Source organism: Streptomyces phaeofaciens, from assembly GCF_014648915.1.
Classification (GTDB): domain Bacteria; phylum Actinomycetota; class Actinomycetes; order Streptomycetales; family Streptomycetaceae; genus Streptomyces; species Streptomyces phaeofaciens.
Map to the genome: position 1 here is coordinate 1 of NZ_BMSA01000039.1, position 24,770 is coordinate 24,770.

The following is a 24,770-nucleotide window of genomic DNA, read 5'->3' on the forward strand; positions in this document are numbered from 1 at the left end:
GACACAGCCCCTGACACCTGCCCAGCAATCAGTGCAGACACCGTTGCAGTACTAGGTCGGCAGCATCAGCAGCGGACGCTCCACCTGGAATCACTCGTCGATCGTCCGCGGCCATGAACTGATCCGGCGCCGCCCGTCACGCAAGTCCCACTGCTCGACGAGCCCGTTCGGCTCGGCCAGCGAGTCGACCTTGGGCACCGGCGGGGAAGGCTCGCGTACGGGGGGCGTGGGTCGGGCAGGGGGCTGAGGAACAGGTCCGGCAGGACCGCCGTCGCCTTGAATGCCCTTTGTGACGTGCTGACGGACGGAAGGCAGGCGGCGACTGCGGCGCGCGAGGCGGGGGAGGGCGGAAGGGCGAGCAGAACGTCGGCGGTCTGGCCGTGGAAGTCGCCCAGGCTGTGCGCGGTCGCGGTCGCGGTTACGGGCGCAGGGGCTGCGGCCGCGGCCGCGAGTTCGGCGACGGCACGGTCGAGCAGCGGGCCGTCGAGCTCCGCGGCGACGCTTCGGGAGGTCTGGGCGATGGCCATGGCGGCAGCCCGGCGTACGAGGCCCTCCTCGGCGTCCAGATCGGCGGCGAGGGTCCCCAGGAGAGCCGTCGTGCCGAGGATGCCGGCAGCTACGAGTGAGGTGGCTTTCGCGACGACATTGTCCTCGTGCGCGGCGAGGCCGAGAAGGAGAGGAAGGGAAGTGCCTGCCAGTGCGGGAAACCCGGCCGGCAGGTAGGCGGTCCTGGTGCGGACACGGGGATTCTCATCGCCCAAGAGGCCGAGCAGTGAGGGAAGTGCGGCAAGGACGCCGTCGTACGAACGCATCGAAGAGTCACGGGTGTCGACCGGATTGCCGGCCATCACCCAGTCCCGCATGTCTTGCAGGTTCCGGCGTTGTCGCCGCTCGTCCTGCTCGGTGGCCAGCGCCTTCTCGTACAGCGGGACGGCGACCCGGGAAACGGAACACCGACGGGCCACTGAACTTGGGTGATGTCGGGTTCGGTCGATGTGCGACAGCCCGGTCGTCCTGCCCCATCAGCGGCGAGTCGGTTGCAGGCGCTCGATGCGGTCAAGGTTCCCAGCGAGAAGGCTCCGGTGACTGATGGTGAAGTCTCCGTTGAGCAGGTTCTGCCCTTCGCCGTAGTACCGGCCCACAACGGTGGTGGGAAGGAAGCCGCGCAGGCTGTGGCGCATGTTACTGGGGTAGTCGACGGGTTCACCCCAGCCGGCGGGGGCTTGGTCGGTGGAGAGCAGGACCCAGTGGTCCACGGTCACCGCGGCGTCCAGGTCCGGTGCCGCTCCGGTGTGGCTGTCCAGGGCCGGCAGGGTCAACTGGTCCGGGTCGAGCGGCGGGTACCACAGCAGCAGCGGCTTGGCGCGTTGCGCGTCGGCGTTGTCGAAGCAGCACACGGCGATGGTGTGGTCAGGAAAGTGGTCGGCGTAGAAGCGCAGGAGGTCCGGGTCGAGGTCGGGGCGGCGGTGCGGCGGCACGTGTCGCAGCGCGGTGGGGACCGCGGTGGGGTCGGTGGCCAGGAGCACCGTGTAGACGTCATGGTCGAAGACCTGGACGGGCTGCGGTTCCGCGCTCATCCACGCGATGTCGTGTGCCCCGGCGGCGACGGGTTCGACAGCGGCGACCATACGGCCCAGGACGTCGCCTGTGCGCCCGGCGGAGAGGAAGTGCCTGGGGGTGAGCTGCGTGGTGGGCAGGTGCAGCAGCATGGCGTTCGGGCCGTCCGCCAGATTGACGGCGGTGTTCTGGTAGCCCAGGACGTGGATCAGGCCGTGCACCGGGTGGTGCTGCCTTCCGCAATACACGATCGTGCCGGAGAACGCGGCCTCACCCGTCGAGATGCACATGGTGGCAAGGTACCGCTCAACTGTCCGGGATGAGGTCGGTGGCGGCGAGGCAGCCGTCGACCAGGTCGGGGCGGTACTGGATCTGCTTGAGCCTGCGCTTCACGGCTCGGGCCGTGAGGCCAGCCATAGGGAATGCCACACTGGCGGGCCTTACGCCTCCCTTCACGGTGTCTCCCCCGGCAGACTTCGGGATCGTGCCCGAGGGAACAGCACCCGGCAGACGCCAAGCGTGGAGGGAGAGCGGCGTTGCCGCAGATCGGAGAGAGTGAGCGACGGAAAATGCGCCGCTCGTCGAGGTACAAGGCGCGTGCCGGGCTACCGCCTGTCGGGGCGGTCGCTCACGCAGGCTCAGGGGTGGGCTGCTACGGGTTTTCTAGTCGTTCGTGTCACTTCCAGTCGGGCGTCTCGAATACGGTTGGCCTTGTGAAGCTTTCGGAGTGGGCACGTCAGCAGGGCGTGAGCTACCAGACCGCCTGGCGATGGGTGAAGGCCGGGAAGATGCCCGTTCCGGTCCGCCAGGCGCCGTCCGGAACGTGGCTGGTTGCTGAGCCCGCTCCGTCCGTCCCTGCAACCTCGTGTCGTCGGCCGACCAACCGCTCCGCCCGCGCGGTGGCTGTGGCGACTGGCGAGGACGTCCAGTGAAGAAGTTCCAGGCGCAACCCGGTTTTGTGGTGCAGGCGTTCCGGTTCGCCCTGGACCCCAACGCCGCCCAGGAGCAGGCGCTGCGTTCGCACTGCGGCGCGGCGCGTGCCGCGTACAACTGGGCTGTCGGGTGGGTCGAGGCGTCGTGGTGGCAGCGTCGCGCGGAGGAGTCCTACGGCGTGCCCGAGGATCGGTTGACGCAGTGGCGGCCGTGGTCGCTGCCCGCCCTGCGGAAGGCCTTCAACGAGGGCAAACACACTTGCCCTCGGTTCGCCACCTGGTGGGAGGAGAACTCGAAGGAGGCGTACTCCACCGGTCTGGCCAACGCCGCCGCCGCGTTCGACAACTACGCGAAGTCGAAGCAGGGCAAGCGCAAGGGCCGGGCGGTGGGGATGCCCCGCTTCAAGTCCAAGCGGAAGGCGCGTCTGTCCTGCCGGTTCACCACCGGCACGATCCGCGTGGACGCCGACGGTCGGCACGTCACGCTGCCCCGCCTGGGCAGGATCCGCACCCACGAACCCACGGTGAAGCTCCTCGACCGCGTCCGGGCCGGGACGGCCCGGATCCTGTCTGCGACCGTGCGGCACGAACGCGGACGCTGGTTCGTCTCGTTCCAGACCGAGGTGAAGCGCGACCTGGTCCGCGTCACGCGGCCGGATGTCGCGGTCGGCATCGACCTCGGGGTGAAGACCCTTGCGGTCATGGCCGACAGCACTGGCGAGATCCGTACCGTCGCGAATCCCGGGCACTACGACGCCGCGCGCAAGCGACTGCGCCGCGCCTCCCGCGCCGTCTCCCGCCGCCAGGGCCCCGACCGGGGCACGGGACAACAGCCGTCGAAGCGGTGGGAGAAGGCCAACGCCGCCCGCAACAAGGTCCATCATCGCGTGGCGAACCTCCGCGAAGACGCCCTGCACAAACTCACCACCGCCGTGGCCGCCGAGTACGGCACGGTGGTGGTGGAAGACCTCAACGTCGCGGGGATGCTCCGTAATCGGCGTCTGGCCCGCAGGATCGCCGACGCCGGATTCGGCGAGATCCGCCGCCAGCTCGACTACAAGTCCCGCCAGCGCCACGCCACGCGCCTCATGGTCGCCGACCGCTGGTACCCCTCCTCCAAGACCTGCTCCGGGTGCGGCGTGGTGAAAGCCAAGCTGCCGCTGTACGTCCGGACCTACGAATGCGACATCTGCCACCTGGTCACCGACCGGGACGACAATGCCGCACTCAACCTCGCCGCGCTCGCGGCAGCCGCAGTAGCTGGTACCGGAGTGGCCGGAGACCAGGACACCGCCCCGGTGGTGTCGAAGCCTCGCGGAGCTGACCGTAAGACCCGCGCCACCCGCCCCCGCCGCAAGGCGGAGGCGGGGCGGGCAGGTGGCGCAACCCTGCCGCACCAGCGGCGGAAGGAAACGAGAGACCGTCCTCAAGCCGAGCCCCTGACGCTCTGGTGATGTGACGGACCTTCCGGGCCGAAATGCCCGGATTACTGAGGCATGACTACGTCCTCAGCAACGGTAGAGCCCGGCCCGGAAGGTGAACGAGACGAGTTGTGCGCGATCACGTGCGCCGACCTTCGTCATGGCGCGCACCGCGTGCGTCTTCACTGTGAACGGCGACACGGACATCTGGGCCGCGATCTCGGCGTTGGCGAGACCGCTCGCAACGAGAACGACCACGTCCCGCTCCCTGGGTGTCAGGGCGTCGAAGCGCCGCAGCAGTTCCCGGTCGATCACCGGGGGCGGGCTGTCGGTCATATGGCCGATGAGCGCGGCCGTCGCGGCGGCCGACAGCGCACCGCCACCGCCGACGACCTCGGTGATTCCGGTGACGAGTTCCAGGGCTGACGGTCTTGCTGAGGAAACCGTTGGCGCCTGCGCGCAGGGCGGCAAGAACTATGTCGTCCTGGTCGAAAGTGGTCAGCACGATCACCCGCGTCCTTTCGGGCGGATGCTCTTCGCGGATCCGGCGAGTGGCTTCGACGCCGTCGATGCCGGGCATCCGGATGTCCATCAGAACCAGATCGACGGGGTGGTCCCGGAGGAAGGGGGCGACCTGGAGCCCGTCGGAGAGGTCACCCACGACGACGAGACTCGGGTCGAGCCGGAGCATCGTCCGGATCCCGGCCCTGATCTCGTCCTGGTCGTCGACGATCAGAATCCGCGTCATCGGACGAGCGCCCCCACGGGGCTGAACTCCGCATGGACCCGGAACCGCCCGTCGTGACTGTCGATCGTCAGCCGTCCGTTGGAGGACTCGACGCGTTCGCGCATCCCTACGAGTCCGAGCCCGCTGCCCGCGTCGGAGGTGCGGGGTGAATGACCGACGGGGTTCTCCACGGTGACGCAGATCCTGCCGTCGAGCTCCCGCACGTCCACCGTCGCCGCCCCCTCTCCGTGCCGGTAGGCATTCGTGAGTGCTTCTTGAACGACCCGGTAGACCGTCACGCCGACGCTGGGCTCCACGAAACAATCAGGGATGCCGATGGAAGGCCGGACGTCGAGGCCGACGCTCTCGAAGGAGGCGACAAGTCCTTCCAGGCCGCCGAGCGCCGGGGCCGGCCGGAGCGCCTCGTCGTCGGAAACGACGTCCCCGAGGCGCAGGAGGGCGAGGATGCGTTGCGTTTCGACGACGACGGTGCGGGCGCTGGACCTGGCTGAGACAAGGGCCTGCAAAGAAGACTCGGCGCCCTCGGGCAGCCCGATCTCCGCGGCACCGAGGTGCAGGCTCAGCATCGCGACCTGATGGCCGATGACGTCGTGGAGGTCTCGGGCGATGCGGAGTCGTTCTTCGGTCACTCGTCGGGCGGCTTCGATCTCGCGGGTGGCGATGGCGCTTTCGGCCCGTTCCTCCAGGGTCCGCCAGTGCTCTCTGTGGATGCGGAGCGCGGCCCCTGTCGCACCTCCTGCCACGGCTGAGAAGAGGGCGGCGGCTCCGACGACCGCGCCGCCACGGAATCCTCCCACCGTCATGAACGCTCCCAGGAAGAACGCCGCCACGATGCCGGTTCCGGCCAGTGGCTGCTTTCCCCTGAGCGTGACCGAGAACAGCACGAGCACCGCCATCATCCACACCGACAGCGGGTCGTGACCCACCGCTGTGACGGCGAAGGACGCCGCGCTCGTGACGATCAGTCCTGCCCACGGGTTCCACCATGAGAGGGCGACACCGCCGCCGGCGAGGAGTACGGAGAGGGCCGTCGGCCAGTCCGAGTCCCTCAGTACCACTGCCACGATCTGACCGGTGAGCACCAGCGCGGCCAGTGCGTAGGCGATTCGGTGCGGCACCTCGGGGCGGCGGACCCACAGCGGTGCCGCGGGCCCGTCCTGACTGTTCTGCGCCTTGACCATGAGCTGATTCTCGTTCACGCGTGCGGCGGCCGTGTACTTCGAATGTTGTAGAGGGCGAGGCTGTTCCGGCCGATGGGGACGGCGGAGCCCCTTTCCGTCGAGGTGGACGACGGAAGTACTTCGTTCGAAGTACGCGGCCCCTTTCGAGGCGGCTGAGACTCGTGATCGAGGCGACCGTCTCACACCGTCACGATCACAACGGGACATCCGATGACTCAGACCACCGTAACTTCGACAGCTTCGACCACGGCCACGACGACGCTCTCCGGGCTCCGCGTGCTGCACCTGATCCGAGTCGTCTTCTCCCTGATCTGGGTGGTACTAGTCTTCAGCACCTCCGCCCGGCTCGTGTCGGCGGACAAGCCCACAGCGATCGCGGCCGCGCTGCTCGTCGTCTACCCCCTGTGGGACGTCATCGCCACGCTCCTGGAACGTCGTCTGGCCGGCACCGGCTCCACCGACCGCGTCAGTGCCGTCAACCTTGGTCTCGGCCTCGCCACCACCACGGGGATGATCGTCGCCTCCTTCTCCACCATCGGGAAGGCTCTCCTCGTGTTCGGGGCCTGGGCCCTCCTCGCCGGAGCCGTCCAGCTCGTCGTGGCGATCCGGCGCCGCCGTACCGTCGGAGCCCAGTGGCCCATGGTCATCAGCGGCGGACAGTCCGTCCTCGCCGGCGCCACCATCGCCGCCACCTCCTCCTCGGCGACGAGCGGGCTGTCCACCGTCGCCGGCTACTCGGCCTTCGGCGCCTTCTGGTTCCTCGTCTCCGTCATCGCCCTGAGCATCCGCACCCGACGCGAAGAGGGATGATCACCGCCACCCGCCCCGGTGGCCTGCCGCTGCCGACCACTGACCCGGCACCCGCCACCCCACGAGGCCGAGGGCCGCTCCACGCCCGTACCCGTCCGCCTGACCCGGCCCAACCCCCTTGGAGGTGGCGGGGGTTGGGCCGGGAGTCGGCCGGTGGCAGGCTCAGCCCATTTCGCGGCGGATACCTGGACCGCCTGGACTTGATCCGCCCGAGTCGGCGGATCGACGCGCTGGAAGCCGTGTTGGAGGCCGACGGCCCCGTCGCAGTGGAGCGGACACGCACCTCGATGCCGCAGCCCCGTCAAGGGATTCGGAGGGTCGGGGGTAGATGCGTCCGAGTCCTTCGGCGGCGTGGCGCAGGGCGATGACGTCCTCGAGAAAGTACTGCATGGCGCCGGCGCCTCGTTGCACGGCGAGCACGCCATGGGAGTCGATGACGGTAGCGACCGCGCCGCGGTCCCGCAGGTCCCGCGCTCGAGGGCCGTCGGCGTCCTCCGCTCTCTGTGAACAGCACAGCCCGGTCTGCCGCGACGTCGGGCGGGGTGGGGACCCTCGACATGGTCGAGGAACCGGGCAACCGCGTCTCACACTCGGTCGCCTCCGCCGGGGGACCGCCGACAAGCAAACCCGCGTCGGGAGGACTCCACGATGAACTCTTGAGACGCCTACCCCGACGTCTTCCTCGCCGACGTGGGGGGTGCTTCGCCGGGGCCCCTTCTGGCGGGCCCGCCCACGACCGTCAGCAGGTCCACGACGAAGATCAGCGTCGAGCCCGCCGGGATCAGCGGAGAGGGTGACTGCCTGCCGTAGCCGAGGCGCGGGGGAACGATGATCTCGCGTCGGCCGCCGACCTTCATTCCCCTTACTCCCCGGTCCCAGCCTTTGATGACCTTGCCACCGCCCACGGCGAACTTGAACGGTCGGCCCTGCTCCCAGGAGGAGTCGAACTCTCGTCCAGAAGCGAACGTGACTCCTACGTAGTGAACCTGGACGACCCTGCCCGGCTGGGCCTCGGGTCCGTCCCCGACCACGAGGTCCCGGATCGTCAGCTCGGTGGGCGCATCCCCCTCCGGAACCTCGATTCTGGGCTTCGTCAGTTCGCTCATCACGGTCCCATCGCTCGCCACCCGGAATCCCTTGGACGGGTCGGCCGGACACATGGACCTTCCATGCGACAGGCGATCACGCTACAGGCAACGAGCCCACCAACACCGCGACTGCCGGCAGCCACACCTGCGCCCGCAGTTCCTCGTGTGCGTCCTGCCGCTGCTGCTCCCACGCCGCTCCGCTGGACCCGGCCCAGGCCGAACCAGACCGTGAATTTGTTACGACAACATCTTGACGTGTCACATCGCTCGCCGCTTGGCTATCGGCCACTCGGGATGCGACGTTGCTCCCTGTTTCGGAAGGCCCCTGACGTGAGCACTGCTACCACTCATAGGACCGCTGTGCGCCGTACCGCCACAGCCCTGGCCGCCTACTCGTCCGCACTGTCACTCGCCGCGTGCGGCGCCATCGGCGGGGACGGCGGCGGCGGAAGCTCCGCATCCCCGAAGGGCGATGACATCACGGTGGGGCTGCTCCTGCCCGACCGGGACACGGCGCGCTTCCAGAAATTCGACTACCCCATCATCAAGAAGGAAGTCGCCTCGCTCACACACAACAAGGGCAAGGTCCTCTACGCCAACGCCGAGGCGAGCCTGGCCAAGCAGAGCCAGCAGTTCCAGCGCATGGTCGAAGACAAAGTGGACGTCATCCTGGTGGACGCCGTGGACGCCGAGCTCATCGCGCCGGACGTGCGGAAGTCGAAGAACGCGGGCATACCGGTCATTGCGTACGACCGCCTTGCGCAGGGCCCGATCGACGCGTACGTCTCCCACGACAACGAACTCGTCGGCCAGGTACAGGGCCGCGCGATCATCGAGGCACTCGCCACGAAGGCGTCGAGCAGCAAGGTTGTTATGATGAACGGCGATTCCGCCGACCCGAACACCGCGCAGTTCAAGGAGGGCGCACTCGGCGAACTCCAGGGCAAGGTCGACATCGTCAAGCAGTACGACACCGACAAGTGGTCGCCCGCGGTCGCCAAGGCGAACATGAAGCAGGCGATCGAGTCGGTGGGCCTGGATCACATCGCCGCCGTCTACGCGGCGAACGACGGCATCGCGGGTGCCGTCATCGACGCGCTGAAGGAGGCGGGCGTCGGCCGGATCCCGCCGGTGACCGGGCAGGACGCAAACCTGGATGCGGTGCAGCGGATCGTCACGGGTGAGCAGTACATGACCGTGTATAAGTCGTTCCTGGACGAGGCCACTTACGCCGCGCAAATGGCGGTGAACAAGGTGCAGGGCCGTGACATCGCATTCGACGCGCTCACTCGCGACACGGTCGACAGCCCGACGCAGAAGAACGTCCCCGCGATGCTCGTGCCGATCGTCAGCCTCACGAAAGACACCATCGAAAGGACGGTGATCACGGACGGGGTCTACACGGTCCGGCAGATCTGCACCGCGACCTACGCGGCGGACTGCGCGGCCATCGGGCTGAAGTAGCCCTGCGCTTGCCGGAAACGTCGCTCCCGGGCCCCCCCGCCCGCGGACGGCACCGCGCAGCTGTCCGCCGCTGGCTCACTCTGCCCGCCCTGGACCGTACCGTGGGCGTCATCTCCGTCGGCTCCGGCATGGGCGAACCGCTCCCCACCGACACCACCGGCCTCCGGCCGCGCCAGTACACCGGCGAACTCGAGGCGGTGCGCGTGCTGTACTTCGTCACCGCCTGCGGACCTGGTCGTCGTCGCCTGCATCGAGGTCTGAAGCAGCCTCAGGGGGCCGGATCCGCCGACACCGGGCTGGTCACCAGAGTTTCGCGCTCGGTCTGCTCAGTGCGTGGCCGGACGGTGTTCGTGAGCAGCTGCAAGTCAGCGATGACCTGCGCTCGCCGAGCCTGGCCGGGAGCCGAGCACTCATGGGTGCCCGGCTGGCCGCGGACGCCTGCCTGGACTTCGCGCGCATCGAACTCGCAGAGCGCAGCGCCGAGCTGCAGAGGCGGACCGGGGCCTGGACGGTCAAGGCGCTGGGTGGCTGGGAACGCGAGCGGCTTCTCGCTGTCCACCTTGCCAAGCCGCAGCCGCCGAGGCGCAGGACGTGCCGTGGTGGACGGACGCCTTCGACGTGCTGGCCCGCCTGAACGCCGTGCCGCTGCTCACAGCGGACGTCGGCGAGTTCGTCCAAGTGGTCCTCGGCTGGCGCGGGCCGGAGCACGAAGCCGATCTGGTGGAAGCACTTCCCACCGGTTTCGGCCCGACCCTCGGTCCGCACGCCGTGCAGGCCGCCCGGACCGAACTCGCAGACGAGGACACACGACTCGCCCGCACACTGGCTGCGGTTCTCGACGAGGACACGGAATGGGAGTCCGCGATCCCCAACGCGTGGCGAACCGTCTGGCGTCTCTCCGAAGTGCTGCCAACCGCCGTCCTGGAACCCTGGCGCCCGGTGATCAATCTGATGACCGAGTGCGCCGGACACCCGTCGGCCCTCACGGAACCGCTGTTCAGGATCGGCCCGTACCCCGACCGCGGTGAGAGCGCCGTGGCGGACTTCATCGCCCTGTTCACCCAGTGCGGCGTCCTCCACGGATCGCTCCGGCTCGCACCGGACGTCGCCGCCGCCTGGAAGCGGCGTCTGCAGGTCCGGACCGGCCGCACCACCGACGAGCACGGCCAGGTCGTGGAAACCACAGTGGAACGGGCCACCGCCTCCGACACCCTGATGACCGTCCGCGCCTTTTTCTTGGACCTGGCCCAGTGGGCACTCGACGAACCCTCCCGCTGGGGCCCCTGGGCCGTCCCCTGCCCGGTCCGCGCCGACGATGTCCAGCACCGTAAGATGAAGTCCCGGCAGAAGGCCCGGATGGACCAACGCACCCGCGAGCGCCTCTCCGTCCTGCCGACCCTGATCGGCGCCGTCGACCGGAACCGCAAAGCTGCCGCGGCCCGCCTGGAGTCCGCCGAACGCGTCTGGCCTGGTGAACTGTTCACCATGGGCAGCCAGACCCTACGACGCGCAATCCTCATGCGGACAAGGGCTACGACTTCGACCACCTGCGCGGCTGGCTACGTTCGCCGACAGATCGTGCCGCGGATTGCCCGCCGTGGCATCGAGCCCTCCAGCCGCCTGGGCAGGCACCGATGGGTGGTCGAGCGTACGGTGTGCGCCAGGAGGCGCTCTGTTTGTATCCCCGGTTCAGCCGGGAGGAACTCGGAAGGAGTTCCTGGGCCGGATGACTTACCTGGATCCGAAAGGTGAACGGGACAACAGCATGTCAGAAAACCAGTGACCGGGCTCAGTTGTCAGAGACGGTGTACTGGGCGGCCCGCGCGATATGGCGAAGACTGGATTGTTTGAAGCCCAATCTCCAGAAGATGCAAGTTCCCATCCGCCGGAAACGACAGCTGTAACCGGCGCCGCATTCTGCGCGGGGTTTCATTGTGACCCGGTGCACCTCCGGGGTGCGGAGTGATGTCCAACGAGGACATTAAAGGAGATGAGTGGGGCGCCTGTGTCGCGCTAGAACGTGCAGACAGAGACGAACGTGGGATCGCCTACGGGATGAGAATCCTATGGCGACGGAGGCCCCGTAGTAGTCGCCGGAGTCACGACCGGCCAGGGAGGACGGGAAAGCCGTCCACATCGGGCGAAGGGGGCCAGGTGATTCGGACACTCGAAGCCGGGAGGTATGCGGAATGCAGAACGCCAAAACGGTGCTGGGTGTCCTGCGAGCACGCGGCAGGCGTGGCCTGCCGTGTGATGAACTGTATCGGCAACTGTTCAACCCGCAGTTGTATCTGCTGGCCTACGGTCGAATCTATGCCAACCATGGTGCGATGACGCCCGGGGCCACGTCGGAAACCGTGGACGGCATGTCGCAGCGGAAGATCGACCGGATCATTGAGGCGATGCGCCACGAGCGTTACCGCTTCCGTCCGGTCCGGCGTGTCCATATCCCAAAGAAGAATGGGAAGACACGCCCGTTGGGACTGCCGACCTGGTCGGACAAGCTCGTCGGTGAAGTGATCCGCCTTTTACTTGAGGCATTTTACGAGCCGACGTTCTCCGACCGCTCTCATGGGTTCCGTCCCCGCCGGGGCTGCCACACCGCATTGCGGGAGGTGGACCATACCTGGACCGGGACTTCCTGGTTCATCGAAGGGGACATCGCCGACTGCTTCGGCAGCCTGGACCACCAGGTACTGCTGTCGATCCTCGGTGAGAAGATCCACGACCAGCGGTGCCAGGTCCTGCCCGGCATCCATGCCCGCCTCCGGCGGCTGCGGCTGTTGTCCGGCGAGCAGCTGATCGACGGCGGCTACACCTGCGTCGCCGGCATGGACGACGCCGCCCGACTGCACCGCGTCACCCTAATCGGGTCGCTTCCGCCCAGCACCACCCCGCAACACCCGGCCGGCGACGGCTTCGGCCGGGAGAACTTCGTCGCGACTTCGACCGGCGCGAGGTCACCTGCATCAACGGGCAGGTCAGCGGCAACTGGAAGGACCTTCCGGTGCAGGAGCCGACCCTGGTGACGGTCCGGTTCGACGCCCGCCAGTGCGGCCGCTGCCCCGAACAGGCCACGTGCACGCCGGGAGCGTTTCGCAGCCTGTACTTCCAGACCCGCGGCCTGCACGAACTCCAGGTCGAGAACCGCGCCGACCGGCAGGATCCGGACTGGCGCCGGCTCTACGGGCTGCGCTCGGGGGCCGAGGGCAGCATCGAGGAGTGATGCAGGTGCCAAGGACGGGGCGACAAGGCGACCGGGTGATCAGGGCTGTGGACTATGTTGTGGGGATGACTACCGGGACGGCATTGCGCCACACACAGATTGGTGACCCGGTGCTCTTCTGAGCGCCGTACGGGCCGGTACGGGCCCGCTGCCCGATCGAGGATCTTGCGCTGCTGCGCGGGCTCCGCCTCCGTCGTGTTGATCACAGGTTCGATCACATCAACCACGACAGGAGAATTCATGCCCACCAAGACGTTGCAGATTCCCACCGCATACGGGCAAGGCGATGCGTTCGCCGCCTTCCCTGACCGCGGCGAGCGGCACCCGGGGGTGCTGATGTACGCGGACGGCTTCGGCATCCGGCCCGTGCTGCGGGAGATGGCCCGCGAACTGGCGGGGCACGGGTACTACGTGCTTGTCCCCAACCTGTTCTACCGGCACGGCCCGGCACCGGTGGTCGAGCTTCCCGAGCACATCGGAGAAGAGGTCCGGCCCGCGATCTTCGCCCAGCTGATGCCCTTGATCGAGGCGCACACCGCCGAACGTGTTCTGAGCGACGCCGACGCCTATCTCAGGTTCCTCACTGTCCAACCCGAGGTCGGCGCCGGTCCGGTCGCGGTGACCGGCTACTGCATAGGCGGCCTCCTGGCGATGCGCACCGCCGCGGCCCACCCCGGCCAGGTCGCAGCTGTAGCTGCATTCCACGGCCCCGTGGGCGTCGATGGGCACGACCTCTTCTCCAAGCTCACCGCCCAGGTCCACCTCGGCCACGCCGAAGGCGACATGACACCCGAAGCCCTCGGCGAGCTCAACCAGGCACTGGACGCCGCAGGTGTCAGATACACCTCCGAGATCTACCCCGGCACCATCCACGGCTTCACCATGTCCGACACCGACGCTTTCAGCGCCTCCGGGCTGAAGCGCCACTGGGACCAACTGCTCCCTCTCTTGGACCGCACCCTGGGCAACAGCTGAGGCTCCGGGCTAGGAACCAAACCTGAAGTACACGGCGCTGCGCCTGCCGGCCAATGTCGCCTGGGGTCGCAGCTGCGGTGCGACGAGCGCGGAAAGGAGGACCAGGGCGCGCCCTGACCGCGGCCGCATGCTGGCCGTGTCAGGCGGCGCCGAGTTCTGAGGCGTGCGGCTGCTGCGCGGCTCCGAACGCATCGTCGAATGTGAGAGAGCGTCTCGTGGGCACCAGGTGGTAGGGGGAACCGGAGCCTGCGGCCGGCTGGGGGCCCGTGCGGCCCAGCATCAGGACGTCCAGGGGAGTGAGGACGTCGAGGTTGTCGAAGACGTAACAGAGCGGCAGTTGCGTCCAGGCGGCGAACTGGAGGTGCGCTGTAACGGCGGCTCGCTCCACTGCGTGGCGGCGGGTGGTGCGGCTGGTCATGCGGCTCTTGGAGTCGATCAAGAACACCTGCCGGTCCTTGGCGGCCACCAGATCGGGTGTCCAGTGCAGCGAACTCTCGGTGCCCCGCAGGGGGAATCGGACTGCTTCGGTCAGTACTTCCTGGCCCCACGCGCTGACGTCCCACCCGCGCAGGGCGAGTTCCCGGGCGACGCGCCTTTCGTGTGCGTCGCCTATGGCCTTCCTTTGCTGAAAGCTCGGCATGCCGGCAAGTGTTGCTCTCCTCCTCGAGCTCGAAACGGCTCAACACCCCATCCCGCGCCGCCTGAGGACGCCGCGCCGCAGGGCGCACGACGGACCGCCCTCTGTGCACTGTCGCAGCCGTGGCGCACCGCCCTGCCGTGTGCCTGCCGGCCGTGAACCGGCCCGGCGAGGGGCGAGCCGGTGAAGGGTAAGGCAGAGCTGAGCGCGGGGTGGGGCTGCCGGTGTGGGCGAACGACTCGGAACGTCCGCTACGTCTGCTCTGCCTGGCGATCGTCGTGCGATGCCCTCGAGTGATGGCTCGGGGTGAGCCGGTTGACACGGTGTACGGCCGGGACGCAGAGGTTGAGGACGGTCGCGACCGTGATCATGGCGGCGCAGGCCAGGAGGACTGCCTGGCTGTTCCACGAGTGGGCGGCGAGGGCGGCGATGAGGTAGCCGAGGGGGATGGCGAGGCGTTCCCCGACGCCGTTGAACGCACTCATGCGGCCCTGTTCGGCCTGGGGCACATGCTGTTGGAATGCGGTGTTCCAGGTGACGATCGCGACATCGAGTCCGATACCTGCCAGCAAGGCGGCCACCAGAACGAGTGGCAGAGACAGACTGCAGGCCATGGCCGCCAGTGGGAGCGCGAGAGCGCCGGCCGTGATCACCGCGACGGCGAGCAGCCGGTGCGGCTTCCAGCGAAGGCATACGAGGGTTCCCGCCAGCAGGCCGCAGGCGAAGGCGGCCTGGATCAGACCCCAGTCACGTGCTCCGGCGTACTGCCGCGCGGCAACAAGGGGGCCAAGAAGCTGGAAGCCCGCCAGCCATGCGGCGACGAGGACTGTGCCGGCGGCGGTATAGGTCCACAGCCAGGTACGGGACCAAAAGGCTGTCCAGCCTGCCCGCAGATCGGCCAGGACGCCTGCGGGCGCAGTGGGCGGGGCTTCCAGGCGCAGACCAAGAAACAGGACAGCCGCGACGGCGAACGTGAGCGCGTCCCAGGCCAGTGCCCACGACGCGCCGCTCGCGGCGACGACGAATCCGCCGGCGACCGGCCCCAGCACCCTCACCGCGTTGCTCGGGAGCCTGAGCAACGCGTTGGCCTGCTGCAGGTGCTCCTTGGGAACGATCTGCGCGAGGGCACCTTGCGTGGCGGGAACGATGAACGACGCCGCCGTTCCCGAGACGAAGCCGCACGCCGCAATCGACGCGGTCGTCGCATGCCCCGTGGCCACGGTGACGGCCAGGGCACCCTGTGCACCTGCGGCCAGCAGGTTCCCGACGAAGAGGAGCCGGCTTCGGGACAAGCGGTCGGCGAAGAGGCCTCCTATGAGCAGGAACACGATCGTGGGGACGGTGTTCGTGGCGAGGACCAGGCCGAGAGATCCGGCTCCTCCACCCTGCTCGATGACGGAGTAGGCCAGTGCAAGAGGGGCCATCGCAGACCCGGTCGCCGAGATGAGACTGGCCGACGCGAACCGGCGGAAGGCCCCGATCCTCAACGGTGTGCTGACGATCTCCGGTGACACGGCGGCGGTCTTCATGATCTCCCTCGGGCTCGGCGCAGCGAGCACCCTATTGCAGCAGCGCACCGTGCGAGACGTCAGCGCCAGCGTTGGCCGTACAGCCATCCACCTCAGGCGCCAGAGCAGTGAGGTCTCTCAGCGTTGCCGCTCCAGGGTGAGGACGGCTTCGGCGATTGACGTCATTCGATTCGGGCTGCACCGCGCTTTGCGGCATCGAGGCACGGCATCACACCCAGGGCCTCCTCTACCGGCAGGCCGACCTGGACCGACTCGCCAGAAGCCGCCGCATCGACTGGCCGGCCCTCTACGCGACCCCCAAGGGCCGCCCGTCCCCGTTCTCAGCTCTCCTCACCCAGCGACAGGCGGCCGGACAGTGACGACGGCCGGGCAAGGCACCGACCGGTACGCCGAACTCACCAAGGGCTGGGCCGCGAAGCAGCGAGCCGAGAACGAAGAGTGGCACATCCCGAGGATGGGCTGTTCGTCACCCATTGCGGACGGTGGGTCGATGGCGCCGGCCGGACCTGTGCGCAGGTGATCGGGCACTCCGGGCCGTGCGGGCTCCCGCCGTACTACGAGGACGACAGGTGCCGGCGCGACTGCCCCGACGGCGAGTGCTACTGTCCGATCCCCGGCGAGAGCCCGATCAACTCCGCCTGCGGCGACCTCCAGTCGTACATGTGCGACTACGGGTGCGGTTGCTGCACGGTGTGCGTGGGACGCCACTGCTGGGAGTAGCGCCCCCTGCGCGCCCGGCCTTCGCGGTCCCCGGCACCGCGGAGGCGGTCTCGCCATGTACGCCTTTGGCCGACCGCGTGGCGCTCCTGCCGGTCCTCGGGCTGCGCAGGCCGGGGCCATAGCAGGAACCCGGTTTTCACTCTGCCGTCCTGCAGCCGTCAGCTCTGGGTGGCAGCCCGAAAGTGACCCGAACAATCCCTTAACTGAGTGAGATTAGCGAGAATTTGTAGGTTCTTGAAGTGGCTAGTGCGTGGGGTATCGCTATCATGGTGGGCAATTGATGAGTCTGGGAGAGTGAGCGATTCAGTTGCCGCACGAAGAGCCCGCGATGAACGCGACCGAAGCCCGTAAAGATCTCTACGCTCTGGTGAAGCGCGCCGAGGAAGACGGCGTTACGACGCTCATCCACAAGCGTGAGGATCGCGCGCTGTTGGCGCCGTTGGACCGGTTTCCTGCAGCTCGGAAGACCGATGCGTTCCCGTCCCACGTGCTGAGTGCAGCGCAGAAGGACTTCGGTGACCTCATCACGCGGGCGGCTCAGGGACAGCCGCAGGTGCTCCGGCGGAACACCACGCCGGTCGCAGTGCTGCTCCCCGTCGACACCGACTCAGGTGCGTTCTCGTCCGGCACGGCAGCGCGCACCGCATCCGCAGGAGGCGCGGTGAACGGGCAGGGCGATCGGGACGGCGGCAGCGCGCCGCGCAGGCTCGCCACGCTGGGCGACGCCATCGGCTCCGTGCTCACCTCCAACCCGGCCAAGGGCGCCACGTTCGGGCTTCCTGGCGTGGACGCGGCGACGGGCGGTCTGCAGCCAGGCCGGCTGATGCTCGTGGCGGCCGCCCCGAACGTCGGCGGGAGCCTTCTGGGCCTGGCCGCCGCACGGCAGACCGCGCTCGTCGACAACCAGCGGGTCCTGTATGCGGCATCGGGACCGAACCGGGCCGACATCTTCCGCCGCATCATCTCCGCGGAGACCGGGGGCGACTACCCGCGCCTGAAGCAGGGCCGACTCACCGAGCACGAGCAGCAGGTTGCCCAGCAGTTGGTCCACGCGCCACTGATGATCGACGACGGCAGCGACCTGACCACCGAGGCCATCGCCGATACGGCCCCGCACGTCCCAGACCTGGCGCTCGTGGTCGTCGACCGGCTCCAGGCCGCCCACAACGCCCGCTTGCCGCTCTCCGGTAACCGCCTCCCGGACGCCTCACAGGCCCTGGCCGACCTCGCCCGCACGCTGCACGTCCCGGTGCTCGCCATCGTCGACAGCGACGACCCCACCCTCCTGGGCCTCCTGGATGCCGACGTTCTCGTGACGCTCGCCCCGACCACCGACCCTGCCACAATCCAGGTGACGGTCGCCGAACGCGACTTCGGCACGATCGGGTCCGCCTACCTGAGACCCGACCTGCTGCACGCCCGCTTCCTCGACACCGGAGCCGCCGCCGTCGACCGCACGGGCGGCGAAAAGACCGCGCAGTTCCTGGGCAGCGCGGTGGAGCGGGAGTTGGCCGAAGCCGCGCTCCCGTACACGTCCGGTGCCCGGCAGGGACTGCCGGCCTCCGTCACCCACCTGCTGGCGGCACTGCGCACCGCACTGGCCAAGGGCGACCCCGAAGCCCTTAGGGAACTCGGGCCGTCCCTGACTCAGGTAGCTTCAGCACCGCCGCAGCTGCCTGACACTGCCGAAGGACGCCGCCTTGCCGCTGCGCTACAGGCGTACAACACTGCCGTGTCCGCAGGCACCACGGGGCAGCCCGCCGCTGCCGCTGTCCAGGCCGCCGCTGGCCGCGGACAGGTCTCCGACGACGTTGACGAAGAAGACGACGGGGACGGTCTGGTACCGGGGGATGAGGAGGACGAGCCCGATGGCGCGGTCTTCCCTGCACTCAAAATCCTCAAGGACGCCGTCGCCCGCTCGAAGATGCACCCGATCCGGGTCATCCGCACCGAGGAACGCGACAGCGGTCCATGGCCGCTGATCAGCGAGGACATGGACGGCGAGCCACGCTGGGTCCACCCCGACGTCATCCTCACACGCGGCCCCCACATCAAGGCCAACGGCAAGCGCGTCCGGCGCGACAGGCTTGACGTGCCCGGCTCCTTCGGCGAGGGCACGCTGTGCCTGATCGACCGCAATGGTAGCTACCCCTCCGCCTGTTCGGCCGTCCCCCTCGCCCCGAACAAGCTCCTGCACACCGGCCCCCTCGACACGTTCGACAAGACGCAAGCCGGCATCTATCTCATCGACATCCCCCGGTGGAACCGCACAGACATGCCGCACCCCCTGGGGCGGATCATCGAACGCCCCGACGACCAGGGCCGCGTGTGGGTCACCACCCCGCACATCAAGCAGCTCGAGAAGCTTGTCCGCGAGGGCCATCTCGCTGCCGCCCCGGTCATCCACGACTCCTGGACCGGGAAGGCCAACGAGTCGCTCCTCAAGCCCTTCTACGAAGCCACCAGGAAAGCACGGACCGAGCTCGTCCAAATTGGCGGTGACCCCTACAAGGCGTACAAGACCCGCCTGTCCATCGCCCTGCGCCTGCTGTGGCCCAAGCGCCAGGAACAGCGATCCCCCTTCTGGCGGCCCGACTGGCGCATGAGCATGGTCGCCGAAGCCTCCGTCCGCCACTGGTCAGTAGCCTTCCGAGCCGTCCAGCAAGGGCACCAGCTCATCGCCCTGCGCAACGTCGACGCAGCAGTCTTCTGGACACCCCCCAGCACGCCCCCTGCCACGTACAAGATCGGGACGGGCTTCGGCGAAGTGAAGGCCAAGTTCGTGCAGCCTGGCGAGATCATCCCCGAGGGTGACGACTGATGGCCGGACCCACCGGGCGCGGAGGCTCCCTGGGCGCCGCCCTGAACGACCTCCTCCGTTCCCAGGTCACTCCCCGGCACCGGCTGTCGTCGTACAACGCGAGGCACTGGCACGCGCAGCTCAGCCAGCTCACCGCAACCCACCGCGGCTATCAGGCCTTGGAAGACGCAGGACTCCACGTGACCACCAAGACGTTGGTCAACTGGCTGTCCGACCCCGAATACAACATCCGCCGTAGCTACCGCGACCTCATCCACACCGCCTACGAGAACACCGCCATCGTCCCCGCCGACCCCATCCCCGACCACATCAAAGACGGCCAATTCGAGATCAGCGGTACCGTCAGGACCGGCACCGACGAACGCGAGCGCGGCACCCGCAGGGCCGCACCCCTGCGCATCGACGGGAGCAGGGGCTACTGGGACGCGATCGAGGAACTCTGGGCCGCCGGCGAGCTCACCGACGAGGTGGTTGAGGATCACTTCGTCGACGGCGTGATCGTGGCGGACATCGGCGAAGGCACCGACGGCTGGGAGTTCCCCGGCGCCTCGTACTCCGTCGAACTCCGGTAGCAGCAGACGCGAATCAGTCCAACTGCCCACTGCAGTAGACGAGGGCCGGTGCGGGCGAGACCGCCGACAGCGCCACGCCGGGAGCGAGTAGCGGTCCACCTCACCGGCCCCGTCAGGTACGCGCCGAGGAACTCGCCGAGGGCCAAGGACAGGTCGCCGTCGGACGGCACGCTCACGCCGTAGGGCGGCTTGCCCACCGCGATGCGCGCCGGGCCGGCCACCGCGCCGGGGGCGCCGGTCACGGTGAACGAGGCGCCACTCGCGTCGGCGGCCACCGGGACGGCGAAGTAGCGCAGGCGTCCGTCGGCGTGCTGCGCAGCTACCGTCACCGACCACGTACCGCCGGAGCGCTGCGCACGGCGGTCACCGCTGCCGGCTTCGGCTGCGCACCCGCAGCCGGGTCCTGCAGATCGACGTCGGGCGCGAGGGAGTGCGCAAGCCGCGCTTGCGAACTGTCCGCTTCGGCGGCACCTCTGCGCAGCCACGCGTCGACGAACACCTGCGCATAGCCCGCAGGGTCGGCCGCGATCGCGGTGAGCAGGGCCAGGCGCGAAAGGCGGACGCGCCGCCTCGTCTTCTCCAGCCGGGTGCCCGCCGCCGTCGGAGCCGCGGCCTCGCCTTTTGAGGCCTGCTTGCCAGGAGACATGGTTGAACTCCCAGGTCAGAACGGGTGATTGCTGACTTTGAGAAGATCCGGCGACCCTGACCCGACCATCGACCATGAGACCCCGACCACGGTCACGATGGGGACACGAAGCTCATGGTCGGGCTCATGGTCGGCCCGACCACGGGTCGGCCGTGGGCCGGTGGGAGCTCAACTCGCCGGTCACGTGTTCTGGGGTCGGCGACCCCAGTGGCGCCCTCATGCCGCACCGGCGGACGGTCCCCTGCGCCGGAGCGCGCACGGACGCCGCCCGGGCCGCGACAGACGTGCCGAGGGGGCGGTCAGTTGACTGACCAGGCCTCCCACGGCTGAGGTGGCTTGCCGATCTCTCGTCTCCACCACTGGCCATCTGCGTCTCGAAACCCGAAGACGATCACGAGCCGTGCGTCAGGGACGGGGCGGACCGGCTCACTGAGTAGATCGATCAGTTGCACCCTCGCCGTCAGCGTCTCCTGTGGTTGGAGGACGCAGGCGTTCTTTGCATTCGGCCTGATGCTGGGGTTCAAACGCCAACCCGCCGCATCTTGGGAGGGAGCCTGACGAACGTCCAGGACCTCGACATCACCGATGGCGCTTGTACCTCCGTTGGTGATGCAGACGTCGAGGGTCGTACTGCTGGACCACAGAACTGAGGCGGTCACCAAAGAAGCTCGGCCCTGGGCCGCTCTGGCCACTCGATCCGTGGCTTCTCGATCAGCCCTTACCGCCCGTCGGTGTGGTATCCACAGCGACGCGACGGCAACGCCCACACCGCCAGCTGCAATCACGGTGCTCACCACGTTCCAAGAATCGACCATGAACCCACCCCGTATGCGGCTATGTCGGGAGGATCGCAGACGTCCGGGCTACTCCTCAACAGGCGCGATGCGTAACGGTCACAAGCCCCAGCACTTGTGCCATCAAGCGTGCTGAGCAGCAAGGCTATTACTGCGTGAGCAAGACTGACCGATGCCCACAGGGCGCAGTGTCGGGGTGCGCGCTCATGGTCTGGCGTGGGCGTCGGTGGCGGATCGCAAGGAGTGCCGTGGCGCCAGCGTCCGGCCATGTGGCAGTTCGCCATTTCGGGTCATTTCAGGGGTTGGGTGTCGTTACCCTGCGGATCTGAACGTCACATCGTGAGATCAGGGGGAGCCATCGTGCCGCAGGAGCCGTGGGCGGGGTTGTCGGAGGCCATCAGTGCGGTCCGGGCGGAGTTGGAGCAGGCCATGACCGACGGCCAGGGGCATGCGATCCAGTTCCGCACCGGGCCGGTGGAGATGGAGTTCGCCGTGGACATCAAGAAGGACGCCCAGGCGGGCGCGAAGGTGTCCGTCCTGCCCTGGAGTGCCAGCGCCGAGGCCAAGGCCGGGTACGCGGCCGGCTCCACGTCCCGCCTGAAGATCACCTTGCAGCCGGTCGACGAGCACGGCCAGGACCAGAAGATCGGTGCCCGGAGCACGCAGCGCCCCAAGTAGCGCCAGGTGAAGCCTGCTCGGTGAGCTGTGGAGAACGGGGGTGCGCGCGTGGACGTGCGACGGGTGATGGAGGTCTGGGACCCGGCAGGAGGGATCGCCGGGACCGGCTACCTCGTCACGGACCGGCTGCTCCTGACCGCCTACCACAACATCCAGCACGCCGAGTCTTCCTCCGGGCGCCCGGTGGAGGTGCGGCAACTGGCCCGGCACGGGGAGCAAGAGTGCGCGTGGGCGTCGGCCGAGGTGTTGTGGCCGGATCAGCCGCCCGACATCGACCAAGACCCGCACACCGATGCCGCCCTGCTGCTGATCACCGACCCCACCTGGCAGCCTCCCGCGTCTGTGAAGCCGGTGCAGTGGGGGCGGGTACCTGTGCCGTCGGAGGGTACGGCCGGCGCGCGGGTGGCGTGTGTTGCGGTGGGGTTCCCGGAGGCCGAGCAGCGGGACGGCGAGCGGGACACCAAGGAGATCCGCGGGCACATCGAGACCCTGACCGGCCTGAAATCCGGCCTCATCACCGCCCACCTCGACGACGTCGCGACGCCGGGCAAGACGGGTGCAGCATCGTCATGGTCCGGAGCATCCGGGGCCGCCCTGTTCTGCGGCAACCTGCTGACCGGGATCCTGACCACCGACCGCACGGGGAACTACTCGGGCGACCAGCTCATCGCCGTGCCCCTGACCACCCTCGCCGCACGCCCCTGCTTCACCACCACCATCAAGGCCGCGGGCAACCTTCTGACACTCCAGGACATCACGATCCCTGCCGGCAGCAATCACTCCCCGGGGCCGTACGACATGGACGCGCCCGCCGGTCTGCACAACCTTCCCGGCCTTCCCGCCGAAGTCTTCGTCGGCCGGAAAGGAGCACTGGCTGCCCTCGCCGCCGCCATGGAGCAGGGTTCCAAGGCGATCACTCAGACCGTCCAGGGACTCGGTGGTGTCGGCAAGACCACGCTTGCCCTGCACTACGCCCACACCCACCGGGAGTCCTACCAACTGGTGTGGTGGATCCACGCCGACACCCCCGACCAGATCCTCGCCGACCTTGCGGACCTGACCACCCGGCTCCACGGCGCCGCCACCGGCCGGACCGCGGCCGAAGACGCCGACTGGGCCATCGGATGGCTCCAGACCCACCCCGGCTGGCTCGTCGTGCTCGACAACGCCGAACATCCCAACAGCGTCCGCCAGCTGTTGGGTCAGCTCCACCACTTCGGACGCCATCTGATCACCAGCCGCTTCGCACACGGCTGGCCCACCACACCCCTCGCCCTCCCCCTCCTAACCCCCAGCGCCTCAATCGACCTGCTCACCCAGCTCACGAGGCTGGCGGACCCCGACAACCAGCATCATGCCCGCCTGCTCGCCGAGGAACTCGGACACCTTCCCCTCGCCCTGGAACAGGCGGGCGCGTTCATCGCCGAGAGCCACATTCCCGTGAGTGAGTACCGGGACCTGCTCCGCCAGTACCCAGCCCAGACCACCAACACCACTCCCGCGGGCGGCGATCCTCAGCGCACCATGGCCCGCATCTGGCGCATCACCCTCGACGCCCTCCACCGCGACACCCCCCTGGCCGTCGATATCTTGCGCGCCGCCGCCTGGTACGCCCCCACCGCCATCCCCCGCGCCCTGCTCGCCCCGTTGGCCGAGGATCCCGTCAGCTACACCGGAGCCCTGGGCCAACTCGCCGCCTACAACATGATCGCCCTGGATGCCGGCACCCTCAGCATCCACCGCCTCATCCAGACCGTCGCGCGCACGCCCGACCCCACCACGACAGACGATGCCGACCCCCACCGCGCCTACGACATCATCACCGCCGCCCGCCAGCAGGCCACCACCCTCTTGCGCACTGCACTGCCTGATCAACCGCGAACGAACGTGGCTGGATGGTTTACCTGGCGCATCCTGATCCCCCACGCCGAAGCCCTCCTCGCCGCCACCGGCCCCGACCATGACACAAAAGACACCGACCTCCTCCTTACCGACACCGCCATCTACCTGCAAGGCCAAGGCCAGATCGCCCAGGCCATCACCTACCAGAAGCGCTCCCTGGACGCCTCCATCCGTCTTCACGGCCCCGACCACCCCTCCACGCTCACCTCCCGCAACAACCTCGCGTACGCCTACGAGGAGGCGGGGGACCTGGGCCGCGCCATACCGCTGCACGAACAAACCCTCACCGGCTCCGTACGAGCCCTGGGCGAAGACCACCCCGACACGCTCACCTCCCGCAACAACCTCGCCGGCGCCTACGAGTCGGCGGGGGACCTGGGCCGGGCCATCCCGCTGTACGAACAGAACTTCACCGACCGAGTGCGGGTCCTGGGCGAAGACCACCCCGACACGCTCGCCTCCCGCAACAACCTCGCCTACGCCTACCGAGCGGCGGGAGACCTGAGCCGCGCCATCCCCCTGTGCGAACAGACCCTCACCGACTCCGTGCGGGTCCTGGGCGAAGACCACCCCAACACGCTCGCCTCCCGCAACAACCTCGCCGGCGCCTACGAGACGGCGGGAGACCTGGACCAGGCCATCCCCCTGTACGAACAAACCCTCACCGACTTCGTACGGGTCCTGGGCGAAGACCACCCCAACACGCTCGCCTCCCGCAACAACCTCGCCCACGCCTACGAGACGGCGGGAGACCTGGACCAGGCCATCCCCCTGTACGAACAAACCCTCACCGACTCCATACGAGCCCTGGGCGAAGACCACCCGACCACCCGTACTGTCAGAGCCAACCTCGCCTACGTCAAATCGACCAACACCTGACCCACCCCAACAACAAAAGCAGCGACTTTCACTTGCGGTACCGCTGGCCTCCGTGCCGAACCAGCCTCCCCCACGCGCGATCAGCCAGCGCTCTCCGACACCTGACCACTCGATACACGCCTACACAGGTGGCCTCATCAGACAAGCTGAGCGGCGAAGTTATTACTGTATGAGCAAGGCTTGACCGACG

Annotated in this window: 18 protein-coding genes and 3 pseudogenes; 13 read left to right on the plus strand and 8 right to left on the minus strand. The window is 68.4% G+C overall.

From position 1 onward, the window contains the following. The first annotated feature begins 398 nt into the window (after positions 1 to 398). Complete coding sequence (locus IE275_RS40395) at positions 399 to 626, plus strand: hypothetical protein (protein ID WP_189717693.1); 228 nt, start codon at positions 399 to 401, stop codon at positions 624 to 626. Between the two features lie 396 nt (positions 627 to 1,022). Here IE275_RS40395 and IE275_RS40400 read toward each other — a convergent pair whose 3' ends face one another. Further along, positions 1,023 to 1,847, minus strand: coding sequence for a hypothetical protein (locus tag IE275_RS40400; RefSeq protein ID WP_189717694.1), 825 nt, complete (start codon positions 1,845 to 1,847; stop codon positions 1,023 to 1,025). A 638-nt stretch (positions 1,848 to 2,485) separates the two neighbouring features. Here IE275_RS40400 and tnpB point away from each other — a divergent pair. Next, positions 2,486 to 3,943 carry an IS607 family element RNA-guided endonuclease TnpB gene (tnpB, locus tag IE275_RS40405; protein ID WP_189717695.1) on the plus strand — a complete coding sequence of 486 codons (1,458 nt, stop codon included), beginning with the start codon at positions 2,486 to 2,488 and terminating at the stop codon, positions 3,941 to 3,943. A gap of 54 nt (positions 3,944 to 3,997) precedes the next feature. Here the strand turns inward: tnpB and IE275_RS46355 are convergent, their stop codons facing one another. The 3 genes and pseudogenes from IE275_RS46355 to IE275_RS40415 form a co-directional block, all read right to left on the minus strand. After that, entirely contained in the window at positions 3,998 to 4,246 is a 249-nt protein-coding gene (locus tag IE275_RS46355) for a response regulator transcription factor (protein ID WP_229871095.1), read from the minus strand. Positions 4,247 to 4,388: 142 nt separating this feature from the next. Next, positions 4,389 to 4,658, minus strand: a pseudogene (locus tag IE275_RS46360) (response regulator); the annotation flags it as partial. Beyond that, entirely contained in the window at positions 4,655 to 5,839 is a 1,185-nt protein-coding gene (locus IE275_RS40415) for a sensor histidine kinase (protein WP_189717696.1), read from the minus strand. The gene IE275_RS40415 and the pseudogene IE275_RS46360, both read right to left, overlap by 4 nt. A 210-nt stretch (positions 5,840 to 6,049) precedes the next feature. On the opposite strand from IE275_RS40415, the gene IE275_RS40420 reads away from it, so the two are divergent. Beyond that, positions 6,050 to 6,649, plus strand: coding sequence for a hypothetical protein (locus tag IE275_RS40420; RefSeq protein WP_189717697.1), 600 nt, complete (start codon positions 6,050 to 6,052; stop codon positions 6,647 to 6,649). 665 nt (positions 6,650 to 7,314) lie between these two features. Here the strand turns inward: IE275_RS40420 and IE275_RS40425 are convergent. Further along, positions 7,315 to 7,755, minus strand: a complete 441-nt coding sequence (locus IE275_RS40425) for an FKBP-type peptidyl-prolyl cis-trans isomerase (protein WP_189717698.1) — start codon at positions 7,753 to 7,755, stop codon at positions 7,315 to 7,317. A gap of 342 nt (positions 7,756 to 8,097) precedes the next feature. On the opposite strand from IE275_RS40425, the gene IE275_RS40430 reads away from it, so the two are divergent. The 5 genes and pseudogenes from IE275_RS40430 (at position 8,098) to IE275_RS40450 (ending at position 13,402) form a co-directional block, all read left to right on the plus strand. Continuing rightward, positions 8,098 to 9,201, plus strand: a complete 1,104-nt coding sequence (locus tag IE275_RS40430) for a sugar ABC transporter substrate-binding protein (protein WP_229871098.1) — start codon at positions 8,098 to 8,100, stop codon at positions 9,199 to 9,201. Between the two features lie 1,487 nt (positions 9,202 to 10,688). Further along, positions 10,689 to 10,857 (plus strand): annotated as a pseudogene (locus tag IE275_RS40435) (IS5/IS1182 family transposase); the annotation flags it as partial. 533 nt (positions 10,858 to 11,390) lie between these two features. Continuing rightward, positions 11,391 to 11,936: pseudogene (locus IE275_RS40440) on the plus strand (reverse transcriptase domain-containing protein); the annotation flags it as partial. A 272-nt stretch (positions 11,937 to 12,208) separates the two neighbouring features. Beyond that, positions 12,209 to 12,427, plus strand: a complete 219-nt coding sequence (locus IE275_RS46365) for a transposase (protein WP_229871103.1) — start codon at positions 12,209 to 12,211, stop codon at positions 12,425 to 12,427. Positions 12,428 to 12,667: 240 nt separating this feature from the next. Then, positions 12,668 to 13,402: a dienelactone hydrolase family protein gene (locus IE275_RS40450; RefSeq protein ID WP_189717699.1), complete on the plus strand. Its 735-nt coding sequence runs from the start codon at positions 12,668 to 12,670 to the stop codon at positions 13,400 to 13,402. Between the two features lie 139 nt (positions 13,403 to 13,541). On the opposite strand, the gene IE275_RS40455 is transcribed toward IE275_RS40450, so the two are convergent. Next, entirely contained in the window at positions 13,542 to 14,042 is a 501-nt protein-coding gene (locus IE275_RS40455; protein ID WP_189717700.1) for a hypothetical protein, read from the minus strand. 248 nt (positions 14,043 to 14,290) lie between these two features. Then, the gene (locus tag IE275_RS40460; RefSeq protein ID WP_189717701.1) at positions 14,291 to 15,568 is read right to left on the minus strand and encodes an MFS transporter; all 1,278 of its coding nucleotides are present in this window, start codon (positions 15,566 to 15,568) and stop codon (positions 14,291 to 14,293) included. Between the two features lie 155 nt (positions 15,569 to 15,723). Between IE275_RS40460 and IE275_RS40470 the strand changes: the two genes are divergently transcribed. The 3 genes from IE275_RS40470 (at position 15,724) to IE275_RS40480 (ending at position 19,681) form a co-directional block, all read left to right on the plus strand. After that, positions 15,724 to 15,927: a hypothetical protein gene (locus IE275_RS40470; RefSeq protein ID WP_189717702.1), complete on the plus strand. Its 204-nt coding sequence runs from the start codon at positions 15,724 to 15,726 to the stop codon at positions 15,925 to 15,927. 689 nt (positions 15,928 to 16,616) lie between these two features. After that, the gene (locus IE275_RS40475) at positions 16,617 to 19,109 is read left to right on the plus strand and encodes a DnaB-like helicase C-terminal domain-containing protein (RefSeq protein ID WP_189717703.1); all 2,493 of its coding nucleotides are present in this window, start codon (positions 16,617 to 16,619) and stop codon (positions 19,107 to 19,109) included. Next, positions 19,109 to 19,681: a hypothetical protein gene (locus tag IE275_RS40480; protein WP_189717704.1), complete on the plus strand. Its 573-nt coding sequence runs from the start codon at positions 19,109 to 19,111 to the stop codon at positions 19,679 to 19,681. Before IE275_RS40475 ends, IE275_RS40480 begins: the two co-directional genes overlap by 1 nt. Positions 19,682 to 20,006: 325 nt before the next feature. Here the strand turns inward: IE275_RS40480 and IE275_RS47140 are convergent, their stop codons facing one another. Further along, positions 20,007 to 20,327: a hypothetical protein gene (locus IE275_RS47140; protein WP_308435767.1), complete on the minus strand. Its 321-nt coding sequence runs from the start codon at positions 20,325 to 20,327 to the stop codon at positions 20,007 to 20,009. A gap of 1,154 nt (positions 20,328 to 21,481) precedes the next feature. Between IE275_RS47140 and IE275_RS40490 the strand changes: the two genes are divergently transcribed. Continuing rightward, the gene (locus tag IE275_RS40490; protein WP_189717705.1) at positions 21,482 to 21,799 is read left to right on the plus strand and encodes a trypco2 family protein; all 318 of its coding nucleotides are present in this window, start codon (positions 21,482 to 21,484) and stop codon (positions 21,797 to 21,799) included. Between the two features lie 48 nt (positions 21,800 to 21,847). Next, the gene (locus tag IE275_RS40495) at positions 21,848 to 24,580 is read left to right on the plus strand and encodes a tetratricopeptide repeat protein (RefSeq protein ID WP_189717706.1); all 2,733 of its coding nucleotides are present in this window, start codon (positions 21,848 to 21,850) and stop codon (positions 24,578 to 24,580) included. Positions 24,581 to 24,770 lie beyond the last annotated feature (190 nt).